Raw genomic sequence first — 15,110 nt, forward strand, 5'->3', positions numbered from 1 at the left:
CTATACTAGTATCGTATTGAAGTAGCTATAAATAAAGGTCCGTATTCGCTTAATTGTCGGCCAGGAGGTTACCGATGAGGTTTGCACGTATCCGATCACAAATCGTTTTTTACTACTTGGCCTTATTAGTGGTTTCCATGATTGCAAGCGGTATTATGTACCAACGAATCAATGAGAAATTCACCGAGGAAAAGGTAGGTGAGGTATCGCTTCAAACCTTAAACGCCATGAATTCCGGAATCGAATCACTTCTTGACAGCACGAATAATTATTCCAAGATGATCGTGTCGAACAATACAGTTCAGGAAGTTCTGGGCAGTGATCTGGCGGGTAACGACATCGGAATTTTAACTTACAAGCTAGAGGTGGCTCTGTCAGATTTTATGCTCGCAGAGCCCTCTATCTCTTCTGTCTATCTATTCGATAATGCAGGACGTAAGTTTGCGATTGATTTGCAGTCTGCAAAACCGATCAGAACGGATGGGATCGAGTCAGCGGAATGGTATTCCGAGGCGGTCGCCTTGGACGGAAAAGCAATTTGGAGGAAAAATGCCGGAGGTATCTTCAATTTTGAGACGAAGGAACCCCAGCAGGATCCACAATATATTTCTCTGATTCGTATCGTAAACGACATGAACACTTCCAAGAAAATAGGAGTATTAGTCGTGAACATTACGGTTCAGGAGCTGAAAAAAAGCTATGAACGTTCGATCAACGATAATAAACCTGATTTAATGATCGAAACTGGATATGAGACACTCCTTGATTTTACAAAACCTGAATTATCGACTTATACAAACTCTTCTATGCTTGATGTGCCGCTCGGCAGTAGCAAAATCGTAAAGATCAAAGATCATAATTATCTGATCTCTTCTCTGGTTTCAATGGATCGTGGTTGGAAGTTTACTAGCGCTCAGCCTCTGGGGGAATGGGAAAGCCCCTATCGTCAATTTAATCTAATGCTGTTAATGATTATGCTGTTTAATTTCATTTCTATATTTTTAGGTTCCGTCTGGATTTCTAGATTCATTACAACACCTATTTTACATATGCTGCGATCCATGAAAAAAGTGGAGATTGGAGAGTTTAGTTTGGTTCGGTACGAGGCGAGAACTGATGAGCTGAACCAGTTGAAAGATAGGTATAACAATATGATTGTGACCATTGAGCAAGCGCTGAAGCGGGAGAAAGAAGAACAGAAATTGATTCGGAAACTCGAATTGGATATTTTGCAGCAGCAAATTAAACCACATTTTTTATATAACACGTTAGAATCAGCTGGCTATTTAACTTTGTCAGGAAATAATAATGAGGCGTACCAGATTATTTCTGAGCTTGCAGCCTTCTATCGTCAGAGTCTTAGTAAGGGCAGTGATGTAGTAACGTTAAGAGAAGAAGTAGAGATCACTAAAAGTTATTTGAGTATACAAAATATTCGCTATCCAGAAATTTTCACCAGTGAAATTGAGGTGCCGGAAGAAGCTGAGTATGTTCGGATACCCAAATTGACGCTTCAGCCGCTTGTAGAAAATGCGCTTTATCATGGTATTCGCCCTTTAGGGGAGTGTGGTAAGATTCGCATCCTTGCCCGAATTCAGGGGAATCGACTGAAGTTAATCGTGGAAGACGATGGTGTGGGCATGAATGAAGACAAACGCCGGGAAATGCAAGCTGAGCCCTATGGGCAAAATGAGTCCAGTTTTGGGTTGCGCGGTACTTTGATGCGTCTGAAGCTGTACTATGGGGCGGATATGAATTGTAGTTTGGTCAGTGCACCGGGAGAAGGAACTCGGATTGAATTGGAACTACCGCTTGAGGAGGGGAATAGTCATGGAGCTTGAACTGCTCAGAGCCATTATTGTGGATGATGAAATTAATGCGAGAAAAATTGTTCCCATCATTATAGATTGGCAAGCGGTTGGTTACAGATTCGTAGGTGAGGCCTCGAATGGAAGCGAAGCGTTAGATCTGATCGAAACGATGAAACCGGATGTAGTATTTACAGATATCAGTATGCCTTTTATGGATGGACTGGAATTAAGCCGGTTGATAAAAGAAAGGTATCCGCTAGTCAAAATTGTGATCATCACTGCACATCCCGAATTCGAATATGCAAAGAGAAGCCTGGACATTGGAGTACAAAATTTTATCTTGAAGCCGCTTCAATCCGAGGAAGTACGAAGAGTTGCGGTAGATCTTCATGGGAAAATCCGGGAAGAGACAGAGCGGTGGAACGAATATCAGGAACTGAATCGACAGTTAAAAGAAAACGCCGTTCAACTAAAAGAAAAATTTCTAAATGATTTGCTATCAGGCCTCTGGGACCCCGATCAGCTGGACAGCCGGTTCCATTACTTTTTTCCTGACTCAGCGAACAGCCTGTTTTCAATCATGCTCATTGAACTTCAAATCTCCTTAGAAGAAGGGGAGGAACAACGAATCCTGCAGTCTTTGCGTTGTAAGAGGTTTATTGATTACGCGCTTGAAGAGTATGAGGGAATCGAAGTTTTTTTTGATAACAGTCAACGCATTGTCCTTCTTAATAGAAAAGATAATCAGAATCTTACGAAGATTGGAGAGTGGCTGGCCCAATCGCTCCATGAAAAGCTTGAATGCAAAGCTTGCATTGGCGTAGGTAGTACCTGTACGGATTTCAATAGGATCAAAGAATCCTATAAAGAGGCGCTGGAGGCAGTTAGATATGGTAAGTTAAAGGGCAGTAACGCCATCTATTTTTTTAATGATGAAATTCATTTCGGGGGCCGATCCTGGGAAGTTAAGACGAATGAAATTGAGGAAATTTTGTTTTTTGTAAAAGCTGGTGTCTTAGACAAGGCTATGCAATCCATCGAGAAAATGTTTCAGGATTTGGAGAAGTCCAAGGCTTTTTCTGTGGAACGAGCTAGGTTGGTTTCCGCCCAATTTGTCTCCACATTAATCAATTCACTCGCTGAAATGGGAGTTATAATAGATAATAATCTTTCTTTCGATATTTCGCCATATAAAAGGATTTTTGAGCTCGATAGCCTGCCAGACATGCAACAGACATTACTTGAACTCACAGAGAAGGTAACCTCTCAAGTAACCCGGGCACGTAGCAAAAAAACCAATAATATTATCCATGAAGTTAAAGAATTTATTCAACAGGAGATGCACATTCCGGAGATGTCTTTATCCTATGTATCGAATAAATTCCACATGAATTCCAGTTACTTTAGCCGGATCTTTAAGCAGGACATAGGGATTAGCTTTACGGATTATCTTCTCAAGTGCAGAATGGAAAAAGCGGTGAAGCTTCTGAATGAAACGGATTGGAAAGCTTATCAAATTGCTGAAAAGGTAGGCATTAAAGATCCATTTTACTTCAGTAACTGTTTTAAAAAAGTAATGGGAGTATCCGTTCAGGAGTATAAGAAAAATAGTTTTTCCCTATAAATCACTCCGTTGAATTTGATGATTTTTCTCTTTAAGCCCGCACTTTATGCGGGTTTTTATTGTTTTTTCAGATATAAAATGAGCAATTATGATGTTACAAAATGGAAAATGATCTTGACAGAAATGGATTCTATCGTATACATTTGTATACATGAAGAACGCGTATACAAATGTATACACTACTGCAAAAGGAGGAAATAAAATGCGTGAAGGACATATCGGCAAACGTGGCGGTCATAGGGAGCATGGAGAACACAGAGATCGAGGCTTTATGAAACATGGGATGACAGAACCGATGGATCAACATCCTAAAAGTGCTCAAACTTTTCGCCGTGGCAGAGCCATCGCTTTTTTAGATAAGCTTATGGTTAACCGGGCTACATTACAGCGGCAGTTAAATCAGCCTGAGCTTGAATCGATTAAACAAGTGGTTAGCGGTGAATTAAAAGCAACGGAAGCGATCATTGAAGAGTTTAAACAAATCTTTCAGATTCATGAGATCGCTCCAGAAGATACAACATCAAATGTTAAAAAAGAGGAGAGTAAAGAAAAAGATGAAAATAACTGAGCTCATTAAAACCCGTAGAAGTATAAAACAATTCAAACAGACTCCAATAGGTGAAGAGGAGTTACATTCATGGCTGGAGGCTGCAAGTTACGCTCCTAATCATCGTATGACCGAACCTTGGGAGCTTCTTTTCATCGGACCCAATACTAGAGCGAAATTAAAACATAAGACGGATTTTGGCAACGCACCTGTTGTTTTTGCAGTTCTGTCTAAGCCTGCCGCAACTGCGTTTGAACGCGATGAGAATGTTATGGCTGCTGCTTGTTTCGTACAAAATTTCCTATTAGCTGCACATGAAGCAGGTGTAGGTACGTATTGGGCTTCGCTGGGGGCTTTGCCTCATAATCGTGAGATTCTTAATGTTCAAGAAAATTACGATGTTATTGGGATATTTGGAATGGGTTATCCGGAGGAAATGCCGAATGCGAAACCCAGAACACCGATTAGTTCTAAAATCACGTATTTATCTTAAACAATTGAAGGTGGCGGAATGTGGAAGCTTAAGCATTATTTGAGGCCATATTGGGTGTGGTGTGTGTTGGCACCATTGCTGATGCTGGTCGAAGTGACTATGGATTTACTGCAGCCCACGCTCATGGCGAGCATTGTGGATAAGGGTGTTATGACAAAAGATTTGTCTCATATTTTCTCGACCGGACTGATTATGCTTGGTGTAGCGTTTATCGGTCTAATTGGTGGGGTGGGCTGCACTATTTTTTCGAGTATTGCTTCTCAAAACTTCGGTAATGATTTGCGGATTAGCTTGTTTGAACATATTCAGAAATTTTCTAACAAGAACCTGGATCAATTGAAGACGGGCTCACTGATTACGCGGTTAACAAATGATGTGGTGCAGCTGCAAACCTTTGTGCAAATGATTTTGCGGAGTATTCGATCTCCATTGCTATTAGTCGGAAGCTTGGTGATGGCCATCCGGATTAGTCCTATGCTGACCCTCATCCTAGCCGTTGCCGTGCCACTCTTGAGTTTAATATTGTATGGGTTAATCCGACTTTCTTTTCCTTTGTTTCAAAAAATGCAGGTCAAATTAGACGGTGTGAACACAGTGTTGCAGGAAAATTTATCCGGCATCCGTGTAGTCAAAGCATTCGTCCGCGCTAATCATGAACAGAAACGCTTTAATACAGCTAACAAGGATTATACAGAAATTGCGATAAAAGCGGTACGGTTAATGTCATTAAATATGCCGCTAATGATGCTTGTACTAAATGCCAGTATTGTTGCTGTACTATGGTTTGGGGGAGTGCAAAGCTGGAACGGTGGGCTGCCAGTTGGTCAGCTGATCGCTTTTATTAACTATATAACCCAATTGTTGATGTCAATGCTGATGTTAAGCAATATGTTGACCTTCTTCTCACGAGCCAAGGTTTCTGCCGATCGGGAGAATGAAGTATTTTCCACCATTAGTGAGATTACAGAAGTTGCCAACGCTAAAAAAGATGCCATACACAACGGTCGGATCGTATTTGACAATGTATCTTTTGCTTATGATCCTACGGATGAAAATCTAGTGTTAGACGGTATTAATTTCACTGCGGAGCCAGGAGAAACAGTCGCCATTCTTGGTGCCACCGGTACTGGTAAATCATCATTGGTCAGCCTCATTCCCCGGTTTTACGAAGTGTCCTCTGGATCCATCTCAATTGATGGCTCCGACACTCGTATGATTGCTCTGGAAGATTTGCGCAGCAGAATCGGATATGTTATGCAGCAGGCTATTCTGTTCAGCGGTACTATCCGCGATAATATCCGATATGGCAGACCGGATGCCACAGATGAGGAAGTGGAAGAAGCAGCAATCGCCGCTGAAGCTCACAATTTCATTTTAGAACTTCCACAGGGTTACGATACAGAGCTCGGCCAGCGTGGCATTAACCTGTCCGGTGGGCAAAAGCAGCGGCTTTCGATTGCACGGGCACTTTTAATTCAGCCAACAATCCTCATTATGGATGACAGCACTAGTGCGCTCGATGCAGCGACAGAGTCACGAATCCGGCAGATGTTAAAAACACGGCTGCGCAGCAGCACGAATATTTTGATAGCTCAGCGTGTCACCTCTGTAATTGACGCTGATCGCATTCTGGTATTAGAAAACGGCCGAATTGCTGTACAAGGTACACATGAGGGGCTGATGAACAGCAGTGAAATATACAGAGATATTTGGAGATCACAGATGAAGGGAGAGGAGGTGCCTTATGTCAAAGCTTAATAACGGCATGAACACCACTCCTTTTAATCGATCAGGCGGATTCGGACCGGGACCTGGATCTGGACCGGGATCTGGTCCCGGACGCGGCGGAGCTGTGCCGATCGTACGTGCTAAGAATCAAGCGGGCACACTCAAACGCATTTGGACGTATTTGAACCGCCAGCGGTTCGGGTTAATCATTGTATATGTATTTACAGTGTTGAATGCAATCCTTTCGTTGATTGGGCCTTATCTAATCGGTAAAGCGATTGATACTGCCGTAATTCCCCACGATTATCAGGGTCTAATTCGCTTTTGTCTACTCCTAATTGGTATTTATGGGCTAAGCAGTGTGGTTGCTTGGGTGCAAGCCTATGTTATGACCTCCGTTTCACAAAATACCGTATTCGAGCTGCGTCGTGATTTGTTCAGCAAATATCAACAGCTACCGATTAAGTTTTTTGACACGCAAGCTAACGGAGAACTAATGAGCCGGGCAACCAACGACATAGAGAGCGTATCCAGTACACTTAATCAGAGTGTGACCCAGTTATTAAACAGTTTGATCACACTAAGCGGTTCACTAGTGATCATGTTAATGATGAACGTTCCGTTGACCGTAGTTTCACTGATAACGATCCCTCTTGTGTTATTGTCCAGCCGTAAAATCATAGGTTTAAGTCGAACTTATTTTAAAAATCAGCAACGCCATTTAGGTGAGTTGGGTGGATTTATCGAAGAAACCATCAGCGGACAAAAAGTGGTCAAACAATACAGCAGGGAAGAGACAGAAGTGAAACGGTTCCGCAAAATCAGCGGAGAGCTGAATAAAGTCGGCGTTAAGGCACAAATTGTTTCCGGATTAGTGGGACCGGTTATGAACATGATTAATAACCTTGGATTTGCAATCATTGCCGGGGTGGGTGGCTGGATGGCTTTTCATAACATGGCTACGGTTGGTGTAATCGTTAGCTTCCTTACGTATTCCAAACAGTTCGGACGACCGATCTCCGATCTTGCTAACCAGTACAATCTAATTCAGTCGGCAATTGCTGGTGCGGAGCGAGTGTTTGAAGTCATGGATATGCCATCCGAATACGGTGACGGTGATGAACAAAGTGACGATCTGCCGAGGTTAAAAGGGAATGTTGTTTTCAAAGACGTTTCATTTGCTTACAAGCCGGATTCACCAATTCTGAGTGAGGTTACGTTTGAAGCAAAACCCGGAGAGAAAATTGCGCTTGTTGGCCCAACGGGTGCTGGGAAAACGACCATTGTGAACTTGCTGATCAGATTCTACGATTTGAGCGGCGGCTCCATATTCATTGATGGACGCGAGATTGGAGAGCTGGATAAAAACGCACTTCGTAGTCAATTGGGAATGGTATTGCAAGACGCGCATGTATTCTCGGGTACGATTCGGGAAAATATTCGTTTTGGCCGTCTTGATGCGACAGACCAAGAGGTAGAGGAAGCGGCAAGATTGGCCAATGCAGATGCCTTTATCAATAGACTGCCGCATGGATATGAGACTATTCTCCATGCGGAAGGCAGTAATTTGAGCCACGGCCAGCGCCAGCTTTTAACGATTGCCCGCGCCATTCTAGCTGATCCAGCTATTTTGATCCTAGATGAGGCAACCAGCAGTGTGGATACGCGTACGGAAATGCATATTCAACAGGCGATGGAAAAGCTAATGAAGGGACGAACAAGCTTTGTGATCGCCCATAGGCTTAGTACCATCCAGGATGCTGATCGTATACTCGTTATTCAGGGTGGCGGAATTGCTGAGCAAGGCAGTCATAAAGAGCTTCTTGCGCTGCAAGGTGTTTATTACGAGCTGTACAATACCCAGTTCAAACGAGCGATTTAAAAGAATCTTTACTTGAACCGATAACATTTGTAAGTAGATGCTTTTATCGGACTCATCTGACCTTAAAGGCGAGATTTTCTGATTTTCAGAATGTTAAAGGACCCCACTGCAGCTATTGGGGTGAAGGAATAGCATCCCAGGGTCCGAAGTCCTTAAAAAGATGTGTAATCTATTGCGTAATTAATGCCCGATAAAAAAGAGCGACGATTCACCTATTATAGGAGAATCGCCGCTCTTTTTATAAATTCCTCTCTAATAACGTTCCGAGTTGTTCAGCCAAGACTTGATGTGCTACAGGTCTTTCATTCTTGAACCACCATTCCACTACCCCTGCATAAGCCGATGCAACAAAACTAATAATAACCTCTTCATTTAACCCTTGGTTTATTCCTGCGGTGACATTTACTTCATGCCGAAACTCATCGAGAAGAAAGCTTAAGAAACGATTTCGAAAATAAGGAGCACCTTTACTCGCTAACATCATAGAGAAGAAAGAATAATTTTTATCGAAGTATTCCGTCCAGATCAACGTTGCCTCGATAAAATCCAATTCAGACGCCGATTCACAAAGTGCTCTTAGGACCTCTATATGTTCTTCGATAAGTTTATCTAACAAATCATATTTATCCAGATAATGAAGGTAGATCGTTCCCCGGCTTACATTTGCTGTGTCGGAGAGATCCTGTATGGTAATGTCGTCAAAATTTTTCTTAGTCATCAGTTCAATGACGGCCTTTTTAAGCGCATCTTGAGATTTGAGTATTCTTCTATCCACTTTAGACATTCGGGGCTCACCTTACTTTCTAAAAATAATAAACACATTTATAGGATCTGTTTAGTATTGAACAAAACAGACTCATCGTACAATTGAATGTATTCTGTAACTGTTTATAATAATAGATTATAGTCTATTAATAAATCAATATACAATATCGAAAGGGTGTTTTTTCACATGCCAAATATCAAAGATAAAGTCGTAATTATTACAGGTGCTTCTAGTGGGATTGGGGAAGCCGCCGCGAAAGAACTAGCCTCTAAAGGTGCTAAGCTTGTCCTAGCCGCTCGTCGTGAGGAACGTCTTCAAAAGCTTCAAGGAGAAATTGAACAAAGTGGTGGAACAGCCATCTACAAAGTGACAGATGTGACTTCCCAAGCACAAATGGAAGAACTGGCTGCTTGTGCACTTAAAGAGTTTGGCAAAATTGATGTATTAGTTAATAATGCGGGAATCATGCCACAAGCTTTTCTTTTTAAGAAAAAGGTGGATGAATGGGATCAAATGATTGACGTAAATATCAAAGGGGTTTTATATGCGATTGCAGCTGTTCTCCCATCAATGAGAGAGCAAAAATCTGGTCATATTATTAACTTATCATCGGTTGCTGGCCATAACATTTACCCAGGGGGTACAGTATATTGTGGCACCAAGCATGCGGTTAGAGCAATTTCTGAAGGGCTTCGTCAAGAAGAAGCGATGAGTGGAACCAATATTCGTGTTACCAATGTTTCTCCAGGAGCCGTCAGCAGCGAATTGTTAGATACTACCTCAGATGCAGAGTCAAAAGCTGGCTTGAATGAATTTTACAAAATAGCCATTGATGCAGACAGCATCGCTCGTGCCATCACATTTGCCATTGAGCAACCTTCAGATGTGGCTATCAATGAAATGATTATTCGCCCAACAGTTCAAGTAGGTTAAAAGGGGGTCGTTATGGACAGGCCCTATATTATTTGCCATATGCTTATCTCATTGGATGGTAAAACCATCGGAGATTACTTGGATGAAGAACGGACTGCCTATTTTATTGATGAGTACGAAAACATTCATGATCGTTATGGATGTAAAGCTTGGATATGTGGCAGGATTACCATGGAGGAAAATTTTACGTTAGGCAATAAATTAGAATTAGAGCAGAGTAACACTTCAAGCATTCCTAGAACAGACTTTATCGCTCAAAATGATGCCTCAACATATGCAGTAGCTGTAGATCCCTCGGGAAAACTGGGCTGGACCAAAAACTACATTTCAGAAGGAAGTCACAATAGAACAGAGCATCATATCATTGAAGTGCTTACAGAACAGGTATCTGATGCTTATCTAGCTTATCTGAAAAATCTAGGAATCTCATATATATTCGGTGGAAAAGAACGATTGAATTTTTCTGTAGTCGTGAGAAAGCTGAAACAATTATTCTCAATCGATGAATTGATGCTGGAGGGTGGGGGCGTTTTAAACGGCTCTTTCCTGAACGAAAACTTAATTGATGAGTTAAGCTTGGTTATTGTTCCCATCGTAGATGGAGCCTCTAATTCTGTGACCTTATTTGAAATGGATTCATCTATGAAACAACAGCCCTCAGCAAATTTCAGCTTAAAAAGTGTAGAAAAACTTGCGGATGATGGGCTATGGTTGAAGTATGTAACACGGCGTGATTAAATCTATGTTTCTTAAAAAGCGCAAAGCAAAATATGCTTTGCGCTTTTTGAATTCGAGAAAGTAGTAAGCAAGCTTCTCATTCCAAGCCTGCCAGATGCATCGTTTGTTTCAGACGATCTACGTTCACATAGATGTCTTCCAGTCCTGGAAAACGAATCGCAGGATCTGCTACACCTTGCCCGTACACCATATAATATTCGAGATTATTATGGTTGCTGATCATCCAATAGGTTGGAACAACATGCTGGGCATGGAAAATTTCAATGACCAGTGTTCCAGGCTGGCAAAAAGCCAGATTAGCGAGTCCAGCACCATGCGGACCTACGATTACTTTCGCTGAGGCGAATAATTGGATTTGCTGGGCAACCGTCCAGTCTTCTAGACAAATCGGTACGATATTAAATTTCTCTAGGCAGCGGATGACATCATCTTCATTAACCAACCTTCTTGAGCTTGCTTTTTTTCGTGAGATATAAATTCGTTCTGGAGTGACTAGTGTTGTTTCTCTATGCGGTAACAAAAATCTCCGCAGTGTATCCGTGGTCCAAGGAGGATAATGTGAATTCATCATTAAGGAAGGGACAAGTAGCTGGTCAGCCTGAACATATGCTTCTGAATTCGTCCGGATCACCAATGACTCGGATATCCCAAGCATGGCCCACGTTTGTTCCACAAAGGGTCCATACGGATTTGGATTCATGATAATAGTGGAGTAAGTGATTCCGCTCGATTGAAGCATCGCTAATCTAGGAAGCACATCATACATCCAATGAAAATAGTTATGGGCTCCGCAAAATGTTAACACCGCCGCGGTCCCGGCAAAATGTTGAAGCTGAGGATCGTTCCACCGGTGAAACACTGGGTGCTCATCTGCTTCAAGCATCTTGTATTGTTCGGCATCATATTCTTGGGAAAGATCAAAGATCAATTTCCCTTCTGGTGTTAGAAGGGCACCAGATTCTCCCCATACCTTCCCTCTGGAAATGGTGGCTACGTATCCGCCAAATGGCTCTAAACAATAAGGTGTTAGTGCTGGAGCAATACTCGTTTCAATGCTTTTGGGCGCTCTGAACTCAGCCGCCCGTCCGAAGTCAAAAGGAACGACATTCCCAGCTTCCTTTGTACTGTTTTCGTTGTGGGAAGTAAAGTCCCAGATGCTTTGGTAATATCCTTGGGGTGGTACCCCTTGTGCAGAAAATAACATCATGTCACCTCATATTCCCAAGTAGAAGCGCAGAAACCTTATTAAGCTATTTTATGAAATGAAGATTCTTTGGACACAGGCTTACTCGGAAAGAGGCGGATGAACAAGAAGACTTACGTGAGACTGAGCAGAAACAACTCATCGCACAGAAACAGATCAGATCCAAAAATCTAAATATATGCGTTAACCTATGAAGAAATTGCGTTTCTGGAAAAGACATATGTTCCATTGTTGGTATGAATTAACTTATTAACTAATAAGCGACGAGCACGCTAACGCTGAATAGATAGCCGATGGATGCGATGTGTACCAACGTTTAACTGCATTTCGTACAACTATATTCCTTCAAATCACTCAGCTCGGGGATATAAGTGTACTTCGTACATCTATTTCCTTGATTTTCTACCCAATAGGTGGATTTGATCGTTTTTAGTTGTATAGAATGCAGTTAAAGTATGAAGGTTCCTTTTCCGTACGGAATAAGTGTATAGAATGCAGTTATCTCCCAGATTCGATTAAGACACAGAACTAAGAGAATACGGAGAGGGCATTCCGATCGGTTACATTCCAAGGTTTGCTATAAGCGATATGCGGACCATTAGTTTGTTTATATTCACTTGCCCATAATCTGATCAGGTAAGCTGGTTAATCCAAAAACACCAGACAGTAATTTTCCAACAATAGGAGAATCGCTGCCTGGTGTTCTTTTTTTACCCTCAAAGCTTGTTCCTATAGACCTTAGGTGACATCCCATAGATTTTGGTGAATTGGCGGGTAAAATAATTGCTATCACTAAACCCGCATTCATGTGAGATTTGGGTGATACTGAGGTTAGAATGCTTTAATAGTCCGCAAGCCCGTTCCAGACGTAAACGATGAAGATAAGCGATCGGGGTTGTCTGATAGTAGGAGCGAAAGATCCTGTTTAAGTGTCTGACTGAAATGTCCGAATGTTTGGCGATCTGATCCAGTGTTAAGGGCTCAAGATAACGATCTTCCATATATGAGAGTGCATTCGCCAAATGCATCAGATGGTTCCCTTGAATCCCTTTTTCCTGTTGGTCATAATGTCTGGACAAATAGACAACCAGTTCCATAAACTTGGAGCCCAGCATGGTCTGATAACCCTGTAGCTTGTTGTGATATTCTTCAATCATGCCCGCTATGAGAAAAGAGACATACTCCAGGTTAGGAATCGGCAAGCTGAGTTTGCTTGTGTAGGAATGTTTATGACGATACAGGGGTTCCAACACAAATAATGCTTGAAAGCCGTTGGATGTCCGCAAATCTGGCCCAGCTGTCGATAGCATTTCAGGCTGAAACATAATATTGCAGATCTTGAAATCCTGAGGATCTTTAAAAGCATGCGGGGTCGAACCATTAATTACAAACACATTTCCCTTTTTGATAAAAGACTCCTCAGTATTAACAATATGTGTAGCTGTGCCACTCAATACAATTACGAGCTCTGAAAAGTCCGCATGTCTATGTAAATCGGTGTCTTTGTCGTGATAGCCGTATTGAATAAAAAATGGAAATTGACGATCAGATGTAAACCATTTTAAATAAAATTCACTCAACTCGTTACCCTCCAAAAGCTTGTCTAGATGAATGTCTATATCATGCTATTTTAGGACCGAATAATCAAGGCTTTCTATCCAGCTGAAGCAGTATAATCCTTGACATAGGTTTCAGTGATTAAGATAGAGAAGGAGAATACTACATGAAATATAACAATCCGATTATCCCGGGGTTTTATCCAGATCCAAGCATTTGCAGAGTAGACGAGGATTATTATCTGGTAAACAGTTCATTTGCCTATTCTCCGGGAATACCTATTTGGCACAGCAAGGATTTGGTGCATTGGAAGCAGCTTGGGTATTGTTTGACTCGTGAGAATCAGCTTCAATTTGATGAATCAGTGGTTTCCGGAGGTGTGTGGGCGCCGACTCTTCGTTATTATAACGGTCGTTTTTATATGGTTACGACAAATCAGGATAGCGGAGGTCATTTCTACGTTTGGGCGGATGACCCGGCAGGTGAATGGTCGGATCCACTTTATGTGGAGCAGGAAGGTATTGATCCCTCCTTGTTTTTTGATGATGGAAAGGTTTATTTCACAAGCACAGGCTCCGAGCAAGGGATGGGGATCTACCAATGTGAGATTGATATTGAAACGGGCCATAAGCTTAGCGATACACGCTTGATCTGGACTGGCAGCGGAGGGAAATTCCCGGAGGGTCCACATCTTTACAAAATAAACGATTACTATTATTTGATGTGTGCAGAAGGTGGGACAGAATATGGACATATGGAGACTATTGCAAGAAGTAAATCGCCATATGGGCCTTATGAATCGTCTCCTCACAATCCGATTTTGACTCATCGAAGTTCAGATTACCCCATTCAAGCTACAGGACATGCCGATTTAGTTGAAGCACAGGATGGTAGCTGGTGGGCGGTATTTCTGGGGATTCGACCAGTAGGTTATCCTTACCGTCATCATCTTGGCAGAGAGACATATTTGGCTCCGGTTCAGTGGACGGAGGAGGGTTGGCCAATGATTGGGGATAACGGAGTGGTTGGATTAGAAATGGAAGCTGACCTGCCTTCACCAATGCCGTGGGAAGAAGAGCCTGAAACCGACGATTTTAATCAATCTGACCTAAGAATGAGCTGGAATTTCATTCGTAATGCTAATAAGGTGGATTGGTCATTGCAGGAACGGGGAGGGTGGCTAGCTTTACGTGGATCAGATGTGAGATTAAATGAGAAGGGAACGCCTGCTTTTATTGGCTGTAGACAGCGGCATTTGAATTGTGAAATTACCACCAAAATGGAATTTAGCCCTCTTGATGGTGACGAAGCTGGTCTTGTAGTTTTTATGGATCAGAAGTATCACTACGCAATTGGACTAACGCAAATGGAAGGTGAAAATGTTATTACACTACGCAGACAGGTAGGGAGCATAAGCGATGTGGCATACTCTTCGCCTTTCGAAGGCACGGCGGTAGAATTTAGAATCCAGGCATTACCTGAAAAATATATGTTTTACTATCGAGGTGTGGATCAAATATGGCATCTGCTTGGCGAAGCCGAGACACACTTGATATCTACTGAAGTCGCAGGCGGATTTACTGGAGTATTTTTCGGTATGTATAGCTACTCTCCTAATCAAACAACTGCTTATTATGATTGGTTTAGCTATCAAAAGAAATAAAAAGCGGTCGGCTATGTGTTCGTCAGAAAAAGCAGTGTTAGCTTGTGGAAAACACAAAGCAGCGATTCTCCAAGTATGGATGAATCGCTGCTTTGTGTTTTTTGGTTGTCGTTGTTTTTTTGTCGTCGTTGGTTGTTTGCCTCAGCTTGTATTTATAAACCTCT

12 protein-coding genes are annotated in these 15,110 nt (G+C 42.1%); 9 read left to right on the top strand and 3 right to left on the bottom strand.

The genetic code is table 11. From position 1 onward, the window contains the following. Window positions 1-74 precede the first annotated feature (74 nt). From NYE72_RS14930 to NYE72_RS14955, 6 genes are all read left to right on the top strand, one after another. Window positions 75-1,841, top strand: coding sequence for a sensor histidine kinase (locus NYE72_RS14930; RefSeq protein WP_076222532.1), 1,767 nt, complete (start codon window positions 75-77; stop codon window positions 1,839-1,841). Continuing rightward, window positions 1,831-3,435 (top strand): response regulator, encoded by a 1,605-nt coding sequence (locus NYE72_RS14935; protein WP_076222530.1) that lies wholly within the window; start codon window positions 1,831-1,833, stop codon window positions 3,433-3,435. Before NYE72_RS14930 ends, NYE72_RS14935 begins: the two co-directional genes overlap by 11 nt. 202 nt (window positions 3,436-3,637) lie before the next feature. Further along, entirely contained in the window at window positions 3,638-4,003 is a 366-nt protein-coding gene (locus tag NYE72_RS14940) for a hypothetical protein (RefSeq protein WP_052097030.1), read from the top strand. Beyond that, complete coding sequence (locus tag NYE72_RS14945) at window positions 3,990-4,475, top strand: nitroreductase (protein ID WP_036677894.1); 486 nt, start codon at window positions 3,990-3,992, stop codon at window positions 4,473-4,475. Before NYE72_RS14940 ends, NYE72_RS14945 begins: the two co-directional genes overlap by 14 nt. 18 nt (window positions 4,476-4,493) lie before the next feature. Then, window positions 4,494-6,233 (top strand): ABC transporter ATP-binding protein, encoded by a 1,740-nt coding sequence (locus tag NYE72_RS14950; protein ID WP_339212006.1) that lies wholly within the window; start codon window positions 4,494-4,496, stop codon window positions 6,231-6,233. Beyond that, a complete protein-coding gene (locus NYE72_RS14955) occupies window positions 6,220-8,085 on the top strand; it encodes an ABC transporter ATP-binding protein (RefSeq protein ID WP_339212008.1) in 1,866 nt (621 codons plus the stop codon). Before NYE72_RS14950 ends, NYE72_RS14955 begins: the two co-directional genes overlap by 14 nt. A 238-nt stretch (window positions 8,086-8,323) precedes the next feature. Here the strand turns inward: NYE72_RS14955 and NYE72_RS14960 are convergent, their stop codons facing one another. Further along, window positions 8,324-8,869, bottom strand: a complete 546-nt coding sequence (locus NYE72_RS14960; RefSeq protein WP_076105670.1) for a TetR/AcrR family transcriptional regulator — start codon at window positions 8,867-8,869, stop codon at window positions 8,324-8,326. A 168-nt stretch (window positions 8,870-9,037) separates the two neighbouring features. Here NYE72_RS14960 and NYE72_RS14965 point away from each other — a divergent pair, with 168 nt between their 5' ends. Both NYE72_RS14965 and NYE72_RS14970 read left to right on the top strand, forming a co-directional pair. Then, window positions 9,038-9,784, top strand: a complete 747-nt coding sequence (locus NYE72_RS14965) for an SDR family oxidoreductase (RefSeq protein ID WP_339212009.1) — start codon at window positions 9,038-9,040, stop codon at window positions 9,782-9,784. Between the two features lie 12 nt (window positions 9,785-9,796). Further along, complete coding sequence (locus NYE72_RS14970; protein ID WP_339212011.1) at window positions 9,797-10,522, top strand: RibD family protein; 726 nt, start codon at window positions 9,797-9,799, stop codon at window positions 10,520-10,522. 76 nt (window positions 10,523-10,598) lie between these two features. Here NYE72_RS14970 and NYE72_RS14975 read toward each other — a convergent pair whose 3' ends face one another. Next, window positions 10,599-11,729 carry a glycosyltransferase family 61 protein gene (locus NYE72_RS14975; RefSeq protein ID WP_081388157.1) on the bottom strand — a complete coding sequence of 377 codons (1,131 nt, stop codon included), beginning with the start codon at window positions 11,727-11,729 and terminating at the stop codon, window positions 10,599-10,601. Between the two features lie 713 nt (window positions 11,730-12,442). Beyond that, window positions 12,443-13,306, bottom strand: coding sequence for an AraC family transcriptional regulator (locus NYE72_RS14980; RefSeq protein WP_339212013.1), 864 nt, complete (start codon window positions 13,304-13,306; stop codon window positions 12,443-12,445). 143 nt (window positions 13,307-13,449) lie between these two features. Between NYE72_RS14980 and NYE72_RS14985 the strand changes: the two genes are divergently transcribed. Further along, entirely contained in the window at window positions 13,450-14,946 is a 1,497-nt protein-coding gene (locus NYE72_RS14985) for a glycoside hydrolase family 43 protein (protein ID WP_339212014.1), read from the top strand. Window positions 14,947-15,110 lie beyond the last annotated feature (164 nt).

It is taken from the genome of Paenibacillus sp. FSL L8-0333 (assembly GCF_037965665.1).
GTDB classification, from domain to species: Bacteria; Bacillota; Bacilli; order Paenibacillales; family Paenibacillaceae; genus Paenibacillus_AQ; species Paenibacillus_AQ odorifer.

What these genes read in the sequence shown, in the direction of transcription:
- NYE72_RS14930 (WP_076222532.1), top strand. Translation starts at nt 75, where the DNA reads ATGAGGTTTGCACGTATCCGATCACAAATCGTTTTTTACTACTTGGCC.
- NYE72_RS14935 (WP_076222530.1), top strand. Translation starts at nt 1,831, where the DNA reads ATGGAGCTTGAACTGCTCAGAGCCATTATTGTGGATGATGAAATTAAT.
- NYE72_RS14940 (WP_052097030.1), top strand. Translation starts at nt 3,638, where the DNA reads ATGCGTGAAGGACATATCGGCAAACGTGGCGGTCATAGGGAGCATGGA.
- NYE72_RS14945 (WP_036677894.1), top strand. Translation starts at nt 3,990, where the DNA reads ATGAAAATAACTGAGCTCATTAAAACCCGTAGAAGTATAAAACAATTC.
- NYE72_RS14950 (WP_339212006.1), top strand. Translation starts at nt 4,494, where the DNA reads ATGTGGAAGCTTAAGCATTATTTGAGGCCATATTGGGTGTGGTGTGTG.
- NYE72_RS14955 (WP_339212008.1), top strand. Translation starts at nt 6,220, where the DNA reads ATGTCAAAGCTTAATAACGGCATGAACACCACTCCTTTTAATCGATCA.
- NYE72_RS14960 (WP_076105670.1), bottom strand. Translation starts at nt 8,869, where the DNA reads ATGTCTAAAGTGGATAGAAGAATACTCAAATCTCAAGATGCGCTTAAA.
- NYE72_RS14965 (WP_339212009.1), top strand. Translation starts at nt 9,038, where the DNA reads ATGCCAAATATCAAAGATAAAGTCGTAATTATTACAGGTGCTTCTAGT.
- NYE72_RS14970 (WP_339212011.1), top strand. Translation starts at nt 9,797, where the DNA reads ATGGACAGGCCCTATATTATTTGCCATATGCTTATCTCATTGGATGGT.
- NYE72_RS14975 (WP_081388157.1), bottom strand. Translation starts at nt 11,729, where the DNA reads ATGATGTTATTTTCTGCACAAGGGGTACCACCCCAAGGATATTACCAA.
- NYE72_RS14985 (WP_339212014.1), top strand. Translation starts at nt 13,450, where the DNA reads ATGAAATATAACAATCCGATTATCCCGGGGTTTTATCCAGATCCAAGC.